This is a genomic window from Pantoea sp. BJFS-204, assembly GCF_049310725.1.
GTDB lineage: Bacteria > Pseudomonadota > Gammaproteobacteria > Enterobacterales > Enterobacteriaceae > Pantoea > Pantoea agglomerans.
The window spans coordinates 120370-134149 of the sequence record NZ_JBMOWE010000003.1 but is presented as its reverse complement, the minus strand read 5'-3'; the positions used below and the strand labels follow the sequence as shown (position 1 = coordinate 134149).

Genomic DNA, 13780 nt, shown 5'->3' with positions numbered 1-13780 from the left:
CTAAAGCCATGTTTGAAATCAACCCGGTCAAAAACCGTATTCAGGACCTCAGTGAGCGCAGCGACGTTCTTCGGGGGTATCTTTGACTACGATGCCAAGAAAGAACGCCTCGAAGAAGTAAACGCCGAGCTGGAACAGCCCGATGTCTGGAACGAACCTGAGCGTGCTCAGGCGCTGGGCAAAGAGCGCTCCTCGCTGGAAGCGATCGTGCAGACGCTGGATCAGATGTCGCAGGGCCTGGAAGATGTGCAGGGTCTGCTTGAACTGGCGGTAGAAGCGGAAGACGAAGAGACTTTCGACGAAGCGGTTGCCGAGCTGGATGTCCTTGAGGGCAAGCTGGGCGAGCTGGAATTCCGCCGCATGTTCTCTGGCGAGTATGACAGCGCCGACTGCTACATCGATCTGCAGGCGGGTTCCGGCGGCACCGAAGCGCAGGACTGGGCCAGCATGCTGATGCGTATGTATCTGCGTTGGGCTGAAGCCAAAGGCTTCAAAACCGAAATTATCGAAGAGTCTGAAGGTGAAGTTGCAGGCATTAAATCTGTGACCATTCGCGTGTCAGGCGACTACGCCTTTGGCTGGTTACGTACAGAAACGGGCGTGCATCGCCTGGTGCGTAAGAGCCCGTTTGACTCCGGCGGCCGTCGTCACACCTCATTCAGCTCCGCCTTTATCTATCCGGAAGTGGATGACGATATTGATATCGACATCAACCCGGCCGATCTGCGCATTGACGTCTATCGCGCGTCAGGGGCGGGCGGCCAGCACGTTAACCGGACGGAATCTGCGGTACGTATTACCCATATTCCAACCGGTACCGTCACCCAGTGTCAGAATGACCGTTCTCAGCACAAGAACAAAGATCAGGCGATGAAGCAGATGAAAGCGAAGCTGTACGAGCTTGAGATGCAGAAGAAAAATGCTGAGAAACAGGCGCTGGAGGACAACAAGTCCGACATCGGCTGGGGAAGTCAGATCCGTTCTTACGTTCTCGATGATGCACGCATCAAAGATCTGCGCACCGGCGTAGAGACGCGTAACACCCAGGCGGTGCTGGACGGCGACCTGGATCGATTCATTGAAGCTAGTTTAAAAGCAGGGTTATAAGGAACCGACATGTCTGAACAACAACCGCAGAGCGCTGATGCCGCCGTTGAGTTAAATAACGAACTGAAAGCGCGTCGCGAAAAGCTGAGCGTGCTGCGTGCAAATGGCGTGGCGTTTCCTAACGATTTTCGTCGTGACAGCCTCTCAAACCAGCTGCATGAGAGCTATGGCGAGAAGAGCAACGAAGAGCTTGAAGATCTCGGCATCGAAGTCAGCGTCGCCGGACGTATGATGACCCGTCGTATTATGGGTAAAGCCTCTTTCGTGACCCTGCAGGATGTGGGTGGCCGGATTCAGCTTTACGTCTCGCGTGACGATCTGGCTGAAGGCATCTACAACGAGCAGTTCAAAAAGTGGGATCTCGGCGATATTCTGGGCGCGCGCGGCAAACTGTTCAAAACCAAAACCGGCGAACTGTCGATTCACTGTTCTGAACTGCGCCTGCTGACCAAAGCACTGCGTCCGCTGCCGGACAAGTTCCACGGCCTGGCCGATCAGGAAACGCGCTACCGTCAGCGTTACCTTGATCTCATCGCCAACGAGGAGTCGCGTAACACCTTCAGAATTCGTTCGCAGATCATGGCCGGCATTCGCCAGTTCATGGTGGGCCGCGACTTTATGGAAGTGGAAACCCCGATGATGCAGGTGATCCCTGGCGGCGCGTCAGCGCGTCCGTTCATCACCCATCACAATGCGCTGGATATCGACATGTATCTGCGTATCGCTCCAGAGCTTTATCTGAAGCGTCTGGTGGTGGGCGGATTCGATCGCGTGTTCGAGATCAACCGTAACTTCCGCAACGAAGGTATTTCGCCACGTCATAACCCAGAGTTCACCATGATGGAACTCTATATGGCTTATGCGGATTACAAAGATCTGATCGAGCTGACCGAAAGCCTGTTCCGTACGCTGGCGCAGGATGTGCTGGGCAGCACCGTGGTGCCTTACGGCGAGCAGGAGTTTGATTTCGGTAAGCCGTTTGAAAAACTGACCATGCGTGAAGCGATCAAGAAATACCGTCCGGAAACGGATCTGGCCGATCTGGAAGACTTTGATAAAGCGGTGGCGATTGCTCAATCACTGCACATCAAGGTTGAGAAAAGCTGGGGGCTGGGCCGCGTCGTAACCGAAATCTTCGAAGAGACCGCTGAAGCGCATCTGATTCAGCCGACCTTCATCACTGAATATCCGGCTGAAGTCTCTCCGCTGGCCCGTCGTAACGACGAGAACCCGGAAATCACCGATCGCTTTGAGTTCTTCATTGGCGGTCGTGAAATCGGTAACGGCTTCTCTGAGCTGAACGATGCGGAAGATCAGGCTGAGCGTTTCCTGCAGCAGGTGAATGCCAAAGATGCTGGCGACGACGAAGCGATGTTCTACGACGAAGACTATGTCACCGCACTGGAGCACGGTCTGCCGCCAACCGCCGGTTTGGGTATCGGTATTGACCGTATGGTGATGCTGTTTACCAACAGCCACACTATCCGCGATGTGATTCTGTTCCCGGCACTGCGTCCAGGCAGCAAGTAATCGTTATGAGTCGCTGTCAGGCCTGATCTTCAGGCCTGACAGCGTGATGACAAAGCCGAATCAGAGTGAATCTGGCAGCAACGGATAAACCCACGGCACAGGGAACACGGTCAGAAGAGAAAAGCGTCCCGCGCCATGGATGGCGTGGGCCGAGCGGTCATGGATGACAGTTTTTGCGTCTTTCCGATCTGACCGTGTTACCTGTGCAGGCTCGGTCTTACAGCGAACCAGGCCCGACTTTGCCACCAAGCTTAAGGCCGGAAATTCCGGCCTTTTTTACATCTGTTCGTTCAGCAGATATCAGGATTTAATCGCCTGATCCAACCAGGTCTGAAACCGTGCATAGGGCACATAGAGCGCAACGTTCTTATAGAGTGTCTTACCGCTGACATTGTCGTTGATGTTATTGCTGTAGCCAATAATCACACCCGCCAGCGTATCATCAGAGGCGTTATAGACTGCGCCGCCCGACATCCCTTTAACCACCCCCGCATTCGCCGCCACCACGACGCAGTCTGATTTGTTCCAGCTGTTCGCCAGCGTGGTATTGATCAGGTTCTGCCCGCTGGAACTGACCGGCATGGCCGAAATAAAACTGTAGCCGTAGAGATTGACCTGATCGCCGATGTGGCTGTTACGAAAGTTGGGTGGCAGGTTCATTTCGCTGTTTTTGTGGTAGACCACGGCCAGATCGCATTGCGGATGCCAGGCTTTGACCCGGTAAAGCGAAAACTTTGCCACATGTGCGGCGGTCAGGCTGTACTCCGGCGTCAGTGGGATGGTGGTACCGAGCGTGCCTAAACCCAGCACGGTGGGAATGCCGGTCACGGTCATATCCACCCGTTTTTCAGCTTCTTTACTGTACTCATAATGACCCACCGAGCAGCCGGTTAAGCCAAACACCATTAAGGCTATGAGTCGTTGCATTCTCTCTCCCTGCGTCAGAATTTGATCACATCACCTGGCAATTGATTAGGGATATATCGGCAACGTTAAGGATTTATTAATTAAATACGCACTAAAAAGCGTAACGGGTTCGCGGGAAATGACAACCTGACCCTGGGTCATGCGCGCTTTAACGGGCTTTGCCAGCAGGCTGACAAAGCCATTTGTTCTGGCAAAGCGGCAGATTATTGCGCCCCCGGCAATAATCCTTTGCTGCGCGCAGGCTATGTCGCGCATCAGCACTGTGCTGTAATGCTCACCGTGACGCAGATCAAATTTTAATAAGCGTCGAGGGGCTGCACGTCTGTGCAGTTCACCTGCAAATGATATTGGGAGAGTGTTATGCCTGTAGCATTAATGGCGCTGGCGTTGAGTGCGTTCGCCATCGGGACCACCGAGTTTGTCATTATGGGATTGCTGCCGGAGGTGGCGCGTGACCTTCAGGTGTCAATTCCGTCGGCGGGCTGGCTGATCAGCGGTTACGCGCTGGGCGTGGCGATAGGTGCGCCGATTATGGCGCTGCTTACCGCCAGGCTGCCGCGTAAAAAAACGCTGATTCTGCTGATGGTGATATTTATTGTCGGCAACCTGCTGTGTGCGCTGGCTTACAACTATAACCTGCTGATGCTGGCACGCATCGTCACCGCGCTTTGTCACGGTGCCTTCTTCGGTATTGGCGCGGTGGTCGCCGCCAGTCTGGTGCCAGCCGGTCGCCAGGCTTCCGCTGTCGCACTGATGTTCACCGGACTGACCTTAGCCAACGTGCTGGGCGTTCCGCTGGGGACCAGTTTCGGACAGATGTTTGGCTGGCGAGCCACCTTCTGGGGCGTGGCTGTGATTGGCGTGCTGGCGTTTATCGCCCTGATCGTGAGTCTGCCCAACAATAAACAGGAAAAGCCGGTTCACCTGGCGAGTGAAATTGGTGCACTGGCCAACGGGAAACTGTGGCTGTCGCTGCTGATGACGGTGTTCTTTGCCGCGGCGATGTTTGCGCTGTTCAGCTACATTGCGCCGCTGCTGCTAGAGGTGACGGGCATCAGCGATCGCGGCGTCAGCTGGACGCTGTTCCTGATTGGCGCAGGCCTGACGGTCGGTAATATTCTTGGCGGCAAGCTGGCCGACTGGAAAGTCTCCTTTAGCCTGATCCTCAGCTTCTCACTGATCGCCATCTTCTCGCTGCTGTTCAGCTGGACCAGCCATGCGCTGTGGCTGGCGGAGATCACCCTGTTCCTGTGGGCGATGGCGACCTTTGCGACGGTGCCGGGCCTGCAGATCAACGTGGTACGTCACGGCAAAGAGGCGCCTAACCTGGTCTCAACCCTTAACATTTCGGCGTTTAACGTGGGCAATGCGCTGGGTGCCTGGGTCGGCGGTGCGGTGATTGGCCGTGGATATGGTCTGACGGCGGTGCCGGTTGCTGCCGCTGCGCTGGCGGCAATCGGCCTGCTGATCTGTCTGATCACCTTCCGCAAATCGGGCCGCGCAGCCGCCAGGGTTCGCGCTTAAGCCAGGCGGGCGGCGATGCGTGCCGGAAAGTCAGCCACCTGCCGTTGCAGATGGCTGACAAAGGCATCGACCAGCGCCGATGCAGGGCGGTGCTGCGGCCTTACCAGGCTGACGGTAAACGGAACCGCCACGCTGAACTTACGCATCACCACACCGCTGTCGGCGTAATCCAGCGCCGTCAGCGGATTCACAATTGAAATGCCCACGCCCGCTCTGACCATGGCGCACACCGAAGCGGCACTGTGCGTCTCCATCACCAGCCGCCGCTCGACTCCCTGCTCATGAAACAGCGCATCCAGCAGCTGACGATAGCTGTCACTGCGCGACAGGCTCACATACTGTTCGCCCGCAAAATCGTGCGGCGTCAGCTCTGAACGCTGACTCAGAGGGTGATGCTGAGGCAATACGCACACTTCATCGCAGGTGAGCAGGGCGAGACGGTCAGTGCCGGCCGGAGCGTGCTGGGTTTCGGTTAAGCCGATATCGTAGCGCTGTGCTGACAGCCACTCCTCCAGCAGCGGCGACTCCTGCGGAATCACATTCAGGCTCACATCCGGGTAGCGCTGTAAAAAGGGCTGACACAGTGGTGGCAGCAGCGACTGCGAAAAAACGGGCAGGCAGGCGATCGACAGCTCACCCTGACGGAACTGGCGCAGCCCTTCAGCCGCTTCCATGATGCGATCCAGTCCGTACCAGGATCGCTGCACCTCTTCGAAAAGACGCAATCCCTGCACCGTCGGTTGCAGGCGACCACGAACCCGTCCGAACAACTCTAATCCCAGCTGCTGCTCCAGGCGTGCCAGCTCCCGGCTCACCGTCGGCTGTGAGGTGTGCAGCAGTGTCGCGGCCTGAGTCAGATTGCCGCTGGTCATCACCGCATGAAAAATCTCGATATGCCGCCAGTTAATGTTCGCCACGCACCCTTCCTATATCCATTCTGCATAGATGCTATTAAAACAGATATTTTTCGCTATGACACGATTCTGGCTTAATGCAGCTATTGCCACAGGAGAATTGCCATGCCACGTTCCTTACAGAGTACCGAAACCGCACTCAGCGCCGCTAACCTGCTGCCGCTGGCACGCCGCTACGCCGGGCCATTCTGGGCTTATGATGCGCAGATTATTCAGGCGCGTATTGCCCAGCTGCAGGCATTTGATGTGGTGCGCTTTGCGCAGAAGGCCTGCTCGAATACGCATATCCTGCGCCTGATGCGCGCAGCAGGCGTGAAAGTGGACTCGGTATCGCTGGGTGAGATCGAACGTGCGCTGGCCGCGGGTTACCAGCCTGGCGGTGATGAGATCGTCTTTACCGCGGATCTGTTCGATCAGCCGACGCTGGAGCGGGTGACCGCGTTAAAGGTGCCGGTTAATGCCGGATCGATCGATATGCTACATCAGCTCGGTGCGGTCTCACCGGGACATGCGGTGTGGCTGCGGGTCAATCCTGGTTTTGGTCACGGCCACAGTCAGAAAACCAATACCGGTGGCGAAAACAGCAAGCACGGGATCTGGCATGCCGATTTAGCCGAGGCGCTGGCGGCGATTAAGCAGCACGGCTTGCAGCTGGTGGGCATTCATATGCATATCGGCTCAGGCGTCGATTATGCGCATCTGCAGCAGGTCTGTGATGCGATGGTTGAACTGGTGATGGCGTCGGGTCAGGATCTGACCGCGATCTCTGCGGGCGGTGGCCTCTCTGTGCCTTATCGCTATGGTGAAGAGGCGATCGATACCGATCACTATTTCGGCCTGTGGGATGCAGCACGGCAGCGTATTGCCCAGCATCTGGGTCACGCGATAAAGCTGGAGATCGAACCGGGCCGTTTCCTGGTGGCCGAGGCCGGTGTGCTGGTCTCTCAGGTTCGGGCGGTTAAGTCGATGGGCAGCCGTCACTTCGTGCTGGTCGATGCCGGTTTCAGTGACCTGATGCGTCCCTCCATGTATGGCAGCTATCACCATATCTCGCTGATGGCGGGCGATGAGCGGGCCATTGATGAGCAGCAGACTATCGACACCGTGGTCGCTGGCCCGCTGTGCGAATCGGGTGATGTCTTTACCCAGCTGGAGGGCGGCATGGTCGAACCACGCGCGATTCCGGCGGCAAAGGTTGGCGATTACCTGGTGTTCCACGACACCGGTGCTTACGGTGCATCCATGTCCTCTAACTACAACAGCCGTCCGCTGATCCCGGAAGTGCTGTTTGAGCAGGGCCAGCAGCGCGAGATCCGCCGCGCGCAGACTATTGAGTCGCTACTGGCACTGGAAATCAGCTAATCACCTCGCTCAGGCGGCCGGCGCGCCGCCTGTCAGCCATAGATCTCTTTGCGCAGCATGACCAGCTCCTCTGCCAGCTCGCGGCACAGCATTGCATTCATCAGATGATCCTGCGCATGCACCAGAATCAGCGTGACCGGCAATTTTCCGCTTCCCTCGTCTGCACCAATCAACGCGGTCTGAATTTTATGTGCCGCTTTTGCCGCGGTATCTGAAGCAGCCAGCGCCGCGTCAGCCCCGGTCCAGTCGCGTTTGCGCGCACACTGAATCGCCATCATCGCCGACGAACGGGCTTCCCCTGCATTGATCAGCAATTCCATCATGGTCTGTTCGTAATCCATAACGCCTCCGCTATTGGTATGCCAAATTGGCCGTTTTAATCATACTGGAATGCCAATAAGCGTTTCCGGGAGGCTCGTCACAGAAAAAACCGAGGGGATTCGTCATTTTGGTATGCCACTAACAGGGAAGACCACGACGATTACAGGAATACCGATCTTACATCTCTGAGGGTTGATCATGTCTCTACAGGACCGCCTTATCGATTCCCTGGGCAGCTTTGCTACCCGCTTTAACAGTTATCGCTACATCATGGCGATTAAAGCCTCATTCATTACCCTGATGCCGGTGATCATTGTTGGCGCTTTCTCGGTATTGATCTCTAACATGGTGCTGGACAGCAAAAATGGCCTTGCCAGCTTTGCCGCCCTGGCTTTTTTAGCTGACCTCAAGCCCATCACCAGCAGTATCAATTACGCCACGCTCAGCTTTCTCAACATTGGTGCGGTGTTCCTGATTGGTATTGAGCTTGGGCGCATCAACGGTATAAAAACGCTGTTTCCCGGCCTGCTGGCGATCATCTGCTTTGTATCCGTAACGCCGACCACCTTACAGATGATGGTCGATGGGCAGATGCACCTGGTCACCGACGTGCTGGCCAAACAATTCTCCGATACCAAAAGCCTGTTTCTCGGCATGTTTATCGCCATTCTGTCGGTAGAGATCTACTGCCGCCTCGAACAGGTTGAACGGCTGAAAATCAAAATGCCCGACACCGTGCCGCCCAACGTGGCCGCCTCTTTCTCCGCGCTCATCCCCTCAATCATCACCGTGACGCTGATAGCGACTTTTGGCTTTATCTTCCATCGCGTCACCGGCATGTACCTTTACGACGCGGTATACCAGGTGGTGCAGCAGCCGCTGGAGTCGGTGGTGCAGAGCCTGTGGGGCATTCTGATTCTGATGTTCGTTGCCCAGCTGTTCTGGGTGATTGGTATTCACGGCAATCAGATGGTGAAGCCGATCCGTGAGCCGCTGTTGCTGGGCGCGATTATGGTCAACATGACCGCTTTTGAGCAGGGAAAAGAGGCACCGAACATCATCACCATGCCGTTCTGGGATGTTTATATGAGCATCGGCGGTTCCGGCCTGACCATCGGGCTGCTCACCGCCGTGATGCTGGCAACGCGACGCAAAGAGATGCGTGAAATCGCCAAACTGTCGTTCGGGCCAGGCATTTTCAATATCAACGAGCCGGTTATATTTGGTATGCCGATTATGCTTAACCCGATCCTGGCTATCCCTTTCATCATCACACCGCTAGTGACAGGTTCTATTGGTTACTTCGCTACGGTGATGGGATTTGCCGGAAAAGCCGTGGTGATGGTGCCATGGACCACGCCTCCGATTATCAATGCCTGGCTGTCAACGGCCGGATCGATGGGTGCAGTGGTGACGCAGATCGTCTGCATTCTGGTGTCAGTACTCATCTATCTGCCATTTGTGAAAGTCGCAGCCCGCCGCGCGGATGCAGCAGAAGCAGCGGAAGCAAAGAGCCTGCAACCTGAGCTGAACCCCAACCGAACGGAGGTGTTATGAGTCGTCAGACTGTCCACATACCTGAGAATTTCATTCTGGGAGCTGCTGCCTCCGCCTGGCAGACGGAAGGCTGGAGCGGAAAAAAAGCGGGGCAGGACTCCTGGCCTGACGCCTGGTATCAGCAGGATCGTCACGTCTGGCACAACGGCTACGGCCCGGCGGTTGCCACCGACTTTATCAACCGCTTTAGTGAGGATGTGGCGCTAATGAAGGCCAGCGGGCTGACCCACTACCGCACTTCGATCAACTGGTCGCGTTTCCTGATCGATTACGAAACCGCTACGGTCGATGAGGAATACGCGGCTTACTATGACCGGCTGATTGATGAAATGCAGCGCCAGGGCATTGAACTGATGCTCTGTCTGGAGCATTACGAGCTGCCCGCCACGCTGCTGGACCAGTATGGCGGCTGGCAGTCAAAGCATGTCGTTGAACTCTTTATCCGTTATGTCGAACAGGTGTTTAAACGCTATGCCGGTCGGGTCACGCGCTGGTTTGTGTTTAACGAGCCGATTGTGGTGCAGACCCGCGTCTATCTCGACGCGCTGCGCTGGCCTTATGAGCAGAACACCCATAAATGGATGCAGTGGAACCACCACAAGAATCTCGCGACCGCCCGGGTAGTGCAGCTGTTCCGCGCGGCAGGCTATGCTGGTCGCATTGGTACCATACTCAATCCGGAAGTCACCTATCCGCGATCGTCAGCCCCGCACGACCAGAAAGCGGCGCATATTTATGACCTGTTCTACAACCGGGTGTTTCTCGATCCCGCCATTAAAGGCGAGTATCCGGCGGAGCTGCTGGCGCTGCTTGATAAGCATCAGATTGAGTGGGAAACCACCCCGGAAGAGCTGGCGATTATTGCCGCCAATACCGTCGATGAAGTCGGGCTTAATCTCTACTATCCGCATCGCGTGAAGGCACCGTCCCGCGCCTGGCATCCCGAGACTCCCTTTCATCCCGCCTGGTATTACGAACACTTTGAACTGCCGGGGCGACGTATGAACCCTTCGCGCGGCTGGGAAATTCAGCCTGAAATTATCTGGGATATGGCGCAGCGGATGCGCGATGAGTACGGCAATATCCCGTGGTTTGTGGCGGAAAGCGGTATGGGAATTGAGAACGAAGCGCAGTTCAAAAATGCCGACGGGGAGATTCAGGACGATTACCGCATCGCATTTATCAGCGAGCACCTGCATCAGGCGATACGCGCCAGTCAGGCGGGTATTAACTGTCAGGGCTACATGCTGTGGGCGTTTACCGACAATGTCTCGCCAATGAATGCCTTTAAAAATCGCTATGGTCTTATCGAAATCGACTTAGATAAGCAGCGTCAGCGCCGTATGAAGAAATCTGCCCACTGGTTCCGTACGCTGCGCGACACGCAGCAATTTACTCTGTGGCTTGATGATGAGCCGAAATAACGCGAGGAAACGAGCATGAAACGAATTGTTCTGGCCTGTGCTGCGGGCATGTCGACCTCAATGGTGGTGACGCGGATGGAAAAGGAGGCTGCCGCTCGCGGACTGGCATTTCAGATCTACGCCATTCCGGAGCAAAACCTGCGTGAAGAGCTGCAAAACTACGGCAACGAGGTGGTGGTCGTGCTGCTCGGGCCACAGGTGCGCTTCAAACTGGAGGAGAACAGAAAACTCACCGACAGCTATCAGTTGCCCATCGCGGTGATCGATACGGTTGCTTACGGCACGCTGAATGGTGCAAAGGTACTCGATCAGGCGCTGGCTTTGATACACTGAGCCCCAGTTTGCGAGCCAGCCTCTCCGGTTCGCGGGCATTGTCGCGCAGGGAACCGCGGCAATGCCGTTAGCGCATTGATTGCAAAGGGTGACAGTGTGGACAAAGCCGAAGCGCCGCAAGAAAAAAAGCAGTATCAGGAAATTGGTCAGCACCTGCGTCAGCAGATCTGTGACGGGCACTATCCGGTGGGATCGCGCCTGCCGCCTGAACGTCAGCTGGCTGAAACCTGGGGCGTCAGCCGGACCATCGTGCGCGAGGCATTATTGATGCTGGAGCTGGAAGGTACGGTGGATATCCGCCAGAGCTCCGGCGTCTATGTGATGCGTATTCCTTCCGCCAGTGATGATGAAGAAGAGGCCTTCTTCCGCAGCGACGTTGGCCCGTTTGAAATGCTACAGGCACGTCAGTTGCTGGAGAGCAATATTGCAGCCTTTGCCGCAAAAATGGCGACCAAAGCGGACATTGAAAATCTGCGCCGAACGCTGGAACAGGAGCAGCGTGCTATCGCCGCCAACGACAGCAGTCAGGACAACGACAAGTTGTTTCATCTGCTGCTGGCGGGTGCCAGTCAGAATCAGATGCTGCTCGATACCGTCACCAGTATCTGGCGACATCATGACAGCAGCCCGCTCTGGCAGCAGCTGCGCCCGCAATTTGAAACCCGCGCCTATCGCCTGAAGTGGCTCGGCGATCACCAGACTATCCTGGCCGCTCTGCGTCGGCGTGATGTGATGGGGGCCTGGCAATCTACCTGGCAGCACCTTGAGAACGTCAAGAATACGCTGCTGGAGCTTTCCGACGCCGATGCGCCTGACTTTGATGGCTACCTGTTTGATTCAGTCCCGATCTTTCAGGGGAAACTGATGTGATTGAGATTGTATCGCTCAGCGATGCCCCCCATTTTGCCGATCAGATCATCGACTGGCAGTGGCGCGCATTTGGTGAAGCCACCAGCCGGGCGTTCTTTGCCTGTGTGGTGAACAGCAGCCTTATCGGTGCTGATTTTCCGGTGACTTTCGTTGCCGTGGAGGCGGGCAGGGCAGTCGGCACGGTGGGATTCTGGCGCTGCGACCTGATCAGCCGTCAGGATCTTTTCCCCTGGCTGGCGGCGCTCTATGTTGATGAGTCGGTGCGCGGCAAAGGTGTCAGTGAGGCGCTGCAGCAGCATGTCATCGCCTATGCACAGGCGCAGGGCTATCCACAGTTGTGGTTATGGTCAACGTTTGAGGGTTACTACGAACGTTATGGCTGGCTGCCACAGGGCGAAGCGCTGGAGTATCCCGCTAAGCCGGTAAAACTCTATTATCGCGATCTGTAAGAGATGCCAGCCGCCATCGCGGCAGCTGGCAACAGAACGCTCAGGGAGCCGGATAGGTATAACGACGGTGGATCGCCTCAATGCCTTCCAGGATCTCTGCATTTAAGGTCAGATTGAAGCTGTCGATATTGATCTGCAACTGTTCAGGCGTAGTGGCGCCCAGCAGCGTGCTGGCCACAAACGGCTGCTGACGCACATAGGCCAGGGCCATCTGCGACGGGTCAATCTGATGCTGCTGAGCCAGTGCCACATATTCGGCAATCGCCTTTTGTGACTGCTCGCCGCTGTAGCGGGTAAAGCGGCTGAACAACGTGTTGCGTGCGCCCGCAGGCTGCGCGCCATTCAGGTATTTACCGCTCAGCGTTCCAAACGCCAGGCTGGAATACGCCAGCAGCTCTACGCCTTCATGCTGGCTGATTTCGGCCAGACCCACTTCAAAGCTGCGGTTCAGCAGGCTGTAGGGATTCTGAATGCTGATAATGCGCGGCAGCTCATGCTTCTCCGCCAGCTGCAGATAGCGCATCACGCCCCACGCGGTTTCGTTCGACACCCCGATATAGCGGATCTTACCGGCGCGCACCTGTTCGGTCAGCGCTTCCAGCGTCTCCAGCAGCGTCACCTGAGCGGTGGTTTCGCTGTACTGATAGCCGAGCTTGCCAAAATAGTTGGTCTGACGCTGTGGCCAGTGCAGCTGGTAGAGGTCAAGGTAGTCAGTATTCAGGCGTTTCAGGCTGGCATCGAGTGCTGCGCGGATGTTTTTACGGTCCAGCGCCATATCCGGGCGAATCGACGCATCATTGCCACGTGAAGGCCCGGCCACTTTACTGGCCAGAATGATTTTGTCGCGGCTGCCGCGCTGTTTAAGCCAGCTGCCAATATATTGTTCGGTCAGACCCTGGGTTTCCGGACGCGGGGGCACCGGATACATCTCGGCAGTATCAATAAAGTTGATGCCGGAACGGATAGCTAAATCCAGTTGAGCATGGGCGTCGGCTTCGCTGTTCTGTTCGCCAAACGTCATGGTGCCCAACCCCAGCTGACTCACTTCCAGCGTGCTGTGGGGAATACGATGATAGTGCATTGCCAGCTTCCTTTTCTTTATGGAATGGAATGTTGTGTCCTCAGGGACTATAGCGCGAGCAATGGCGGGGAAGGAAGGGGGAAAAGTCGGGGAAATCACCTGCCAGCCGGGAATCGGTGGCAGGTGATTAAATCGGGCACTTAACGTTCAATGATCGTAGAAACCTCATCGCTGTTAATCTGCACCATATGACCCGTCTGGTCAGTGTACTCCACCAGGCCGGTCTCTTTATCAATGCTCGGCTTGCCTTCGGTCATGATCATCCGGCCATCTTTGGTCGCCATGACATAATCAGAACTGCATCCACTTAAGAATGCGGCGGTTACCATCACCAGTGCTACTTCTGCCAACCCTTTCATCACGCCTAATCCTCACAAATGG

Annotated in this window: 15 protein-coding genes; 9 read left to right on the top strand and 6 right to left on the bottom strand. The window is 56.1% G+C overall.

The genetic code is table 11. The features are described from left to right. Nucleotides 1-8 precede the first annotated feature (8 nt). Both prfB and lysS read left to right on the top strand, forming a co-directional pair. A protein-coding gene (gene prfB / locus ACO6VX_RS11745; RefSeq protein ID WP_099257461.1) for a peptide chain release factor 2 occupies nucleotides 9-1107 on the top strand; the annotation gives its coding sequence in 2 pieces (ribosomal slippage) (nucleotides 9-83 and nucleotides 85-1107; 1098 coding nt in all). A 9-nt stretch (nucleotides 1108-1116) separates the two neighbouring features. Next, a complete protein-coding gene (gene lysS, locus ACO6VX_RS11740) occupies nucleotides 1117-2637 on the top strand; it encodes a lysine--tRNA ligase (protein ID WP_010248682.1) in 1521 nt (506 codons plus the stop codon). A gap of 300 nt (nucleotides 2638-2937) precedes the next feature. Here the strand turns inward: lysS and ACO6VX_RS11735 are convergent, their stop codons facing one another. After that, on the bottom strand, nucleotides 2938-3564 hold the full coding sequence (locus tag ACO6VX_RS11735) for a serine protease (RefSeq protein ID WP_031592530.1): 627 nt from the start codon (nucleotides 3562-3564) through the stop codon (nucleotides 2938-2940). Between the two features lie 45 nt (nucleotides 3565-3609). Then, nucleotides 3610-3819 (bottom strand): hypothetical protein, encoded by a 210-nt coding sequence (locus ACO6VX_RS11730; RefSeq protein ID WP_062758376.1) that lies wholly within the window; start codon nucleotides 3817-3819, stop codon nucleotides 3610-3612. A gap of 105 nt (nucleotides 3820-3924) precedes the next feature. On the opposite strand from ACO6VX_RS11730, the gene ACO6VX_RS11725 reads away from it, so the two are divergent. Beyond that, on the top strand, nucleotides 3925-5088 hold the full coding sequence (locus tag ACO6VX_RS11725; RefSeq protein ID WP_010248677.1) for an MFS transporter: 1164 nt from the start codon (nucleotides 3925-3927) through the stop codon (nucleotides 5086-5088). On the opposite strand, the gene ACO6VX_RS11720 is transcribed toward ACO6VX_RS11725, so the two are convergent. Beyond that, the gene (locus ACO6VX_RS11720; RefSeq protein WP_010248675.1) at nucleotides 5085-6005 is read right to left on the bottom strand and encodes a LysR family transcriptional regulator; all 921 of its coding nucleotides are present in this window, start codon (nucleotides 6003-6005) and stop codon (nucleotides 5085-5087) included. The two genes, ACO6VX_RS11725 and ACO6VX_RS11720, sit on opposite strands and share 4 nt — an antisense overlap. Before the next feature lie 102 nt (nucleotides 6006-6107). On the opposite strand from ACO6VX_RS11720, the gene lysA reads away from it, so the two are divergent. Further along, nucleotides 6108-7364 (top strand): diaminopimelate decarboxylase, encoded by a 1257-nt coding sequence (gene lysA, locus ACO6VX_RS11715; protein ID WP_132499425.1) that lies wholly within the window; start codon nucleotides 6108-6110, stop codon nucleotides 7362-7364. A gap of 32 nt (nucleotides 7365-7396) precedes the next feature. On the opposite strand, the gene ACO6VX_RS11710 is transcribed toward lysA, so the two are convergent. Next, nucleotides 7397-7705 (bottom strand): PTS lactose/cellobiose transporter subunit IIA, encoded by a 309-nt coding sequence (locus ACO6VX_RS11710; protein ID WP_010671044.1) that lies wholly within the window; start codon nucleotides 7703-7705, stop codon nucleotides 7397-7399. A gap of 178 nt (nucleotides 7706-7883) precedes the next feature. On the opposite strand from ACO6VX_RS11710, the gene ACO6VX_RS11705 reads away from it, so the two are divergent. The 5 genes from ACO6VX_RS11705 to ACO6VX_RS11685 all read left to right on the top strand — a co-directional run bounded on the left by ACO6VX_RS11705 (nucleotide 7884) and on the right by ACO6VX_RS11685 (nucleotide 12318). After that, nucleotides 7884-9242: a PTS sugar transporter subunit IIC gene (locus ACO6VX_RS11705; protein WP_010248669.1), complete on the top strand. Its 1359-nt coding sequence runs from the start codon at nucleotides 7884-7886 to the stop codon at nucleotides 9240-9242. Then, nucleotides 9239-10666 (top strand): glycoside hydrolase family 1 protein, encoded by a 1428-nt coding sequence (locus tag ACO6VX_RS11700; protein WP_010671043.1) that lies wholly within the window; start codon nucleotides 9239-9241, stop codon nucleotides 10664-10666. Before ACO6VX_RS11705 ends, ACO6VX_RS11700 begins: the two co-directional genes overlap by 4 nt. 15 nt (nucleotides 10667-10681) lie before the next feature. Then, nucleotides 10682-10999, top strand: coding sequence for a PTS sugar transporter subunit IIB (locus ACO6VX_RS11695; protein ID WP_010248665.1), 318 nt, complete (start codon nucleotides 10682-10684; stop codon nucleotides 10997-10999). Nucleotides 11000-11095: 96 nt separating this feature from the next. Next, a complete protein-coding gene (locus ACO6VX_RS11690; RefSeq protein WP_010248663.1) occupies nucleotides 11096-11869 on the top strand; it encodes an FCD domain-containing protein in 774 nt (257 codons plus the stop codon). Continuing rightward, entirely contained in the window at nucleotides 11866-12318 is a 453-nt protein-coding gene (locus ACO6VX_RS11685) for a GNAT family N-acetyltransferase (protein WP_346550745.1), read from the top strand. The genes ACO6VX_RS11690 and ACO6VX_RS11685 overlap by 4 nt, the downstream gene beginning before the upstream one ends. Nucleotides 12319-12358: 40 nt before the next feature. Here ACO6VX_RS11685 and ACO6VX_RS11680 read toward each other — a convergent pair whose 3' ends face one another. Continuing rightward, nucleotides 12359-13399 (bottom strand): NADP(H)-dependent aldo-keto reductase, encoded by a 1041-nt coding sequence (locus ACO6VX_RS11680; protein ID WP_010248659.1) that lies wholly within the window; start codon nucleotides 13397-13399, stop codon nucleotides 12359-12361. Between the two features lie 140 nt (nucleotides 13400-13539). Next, the gene (locus tag ACO6VX_RS11675) at nucleotides 13540-13758 is read right to left on the bottom strand and encodes a YgdI/YgdR family lipoprotein (RefSeq protein ID WP_422431842.1); all 219 of its coding nucleotides are present in this window, start codon (nucleotides 13756-13758) and stop codon (nucleotides 13540-13542) included. Nucleotides 13759-13780: the final 22 nt, after the last annotated feature.

Coding starts and splice junctions, on each gene's coding strand:
- lysA (WP_132499425.1), top strand. CDS start 6,108: ATGCCACGTTCCTTACAGAGTACCGAAACCGCACTCAGCGCCGCTAAC.
- ACO6VX_RS11700 (WP_010671043.1), top strand. CDS start 9,239: ATGAGTCGTCAGACTGTCCACATACCTGAGAATTTCATTCTGGGAGCT.
- ACO6VX_RS11695 (WP_010248665.1), top strand. CDS start 10,682: ATGAAACGAATTGTTCTGGCCTGTGCTGCGGGCATGTCGACCTCAATG.
- ACO6VX_RS11725 (WP_010248677.1), top strand. CDS start 3,925: ATGCCTGTAGCATTAATGGCGCTGGCGTTGAGTGCGTTCGCCATCGGG.
- ACO6VX_RS11710 (WP_010671044.1), bottom strand. CDS start 7,705: ATGGATTACGAACAGACCATGATGGAATTGCTGATCAATGCAGGGGAA.
- ACO6VX_RS11680 (WP_010248659.1), bottom strand. CDS start 13,399: ATGCACTATCATCGTATTCCCCACAGCACGCTGGAAGTGAGTCAGCTG.
- ACO6VX_RS11675 (WP_422431842.1), bottom strand. CDS start 13,758: ATGAAAGGGTTGGCAGAAGTAGCACTGGTGATGGTAACCGCCGCATTC.
- ACO6VX_RS11735 (WP_031592530.1), bottom strand. CDS start 3,564: ATGCAACGACTCATAGCCTTAATGGTGTTTGGCTTAACCGGCTGCTCG.
- ACO6VX_RS11705 (WP_010248669.1), top strand. CDS start 7,884: ATGTCTCTACAGGACCGCCTTATCGATTCCCTGGGCAGCTTTGCTACC.
- lysS (WP_010248682.1), top strand. CDS start 1,117: ATGTCTGAACAACAACCGCAGAGCGCTGATGCCGCCGTTGAGTTAAAT.
- ACO6VX_RS11730 (WP_062758376.1), bottom strand. CDS start 3,819: ATGCGCGACATAGCCTGCGCGCAGCAAAGGATTATTGCCGGGGGCGCA.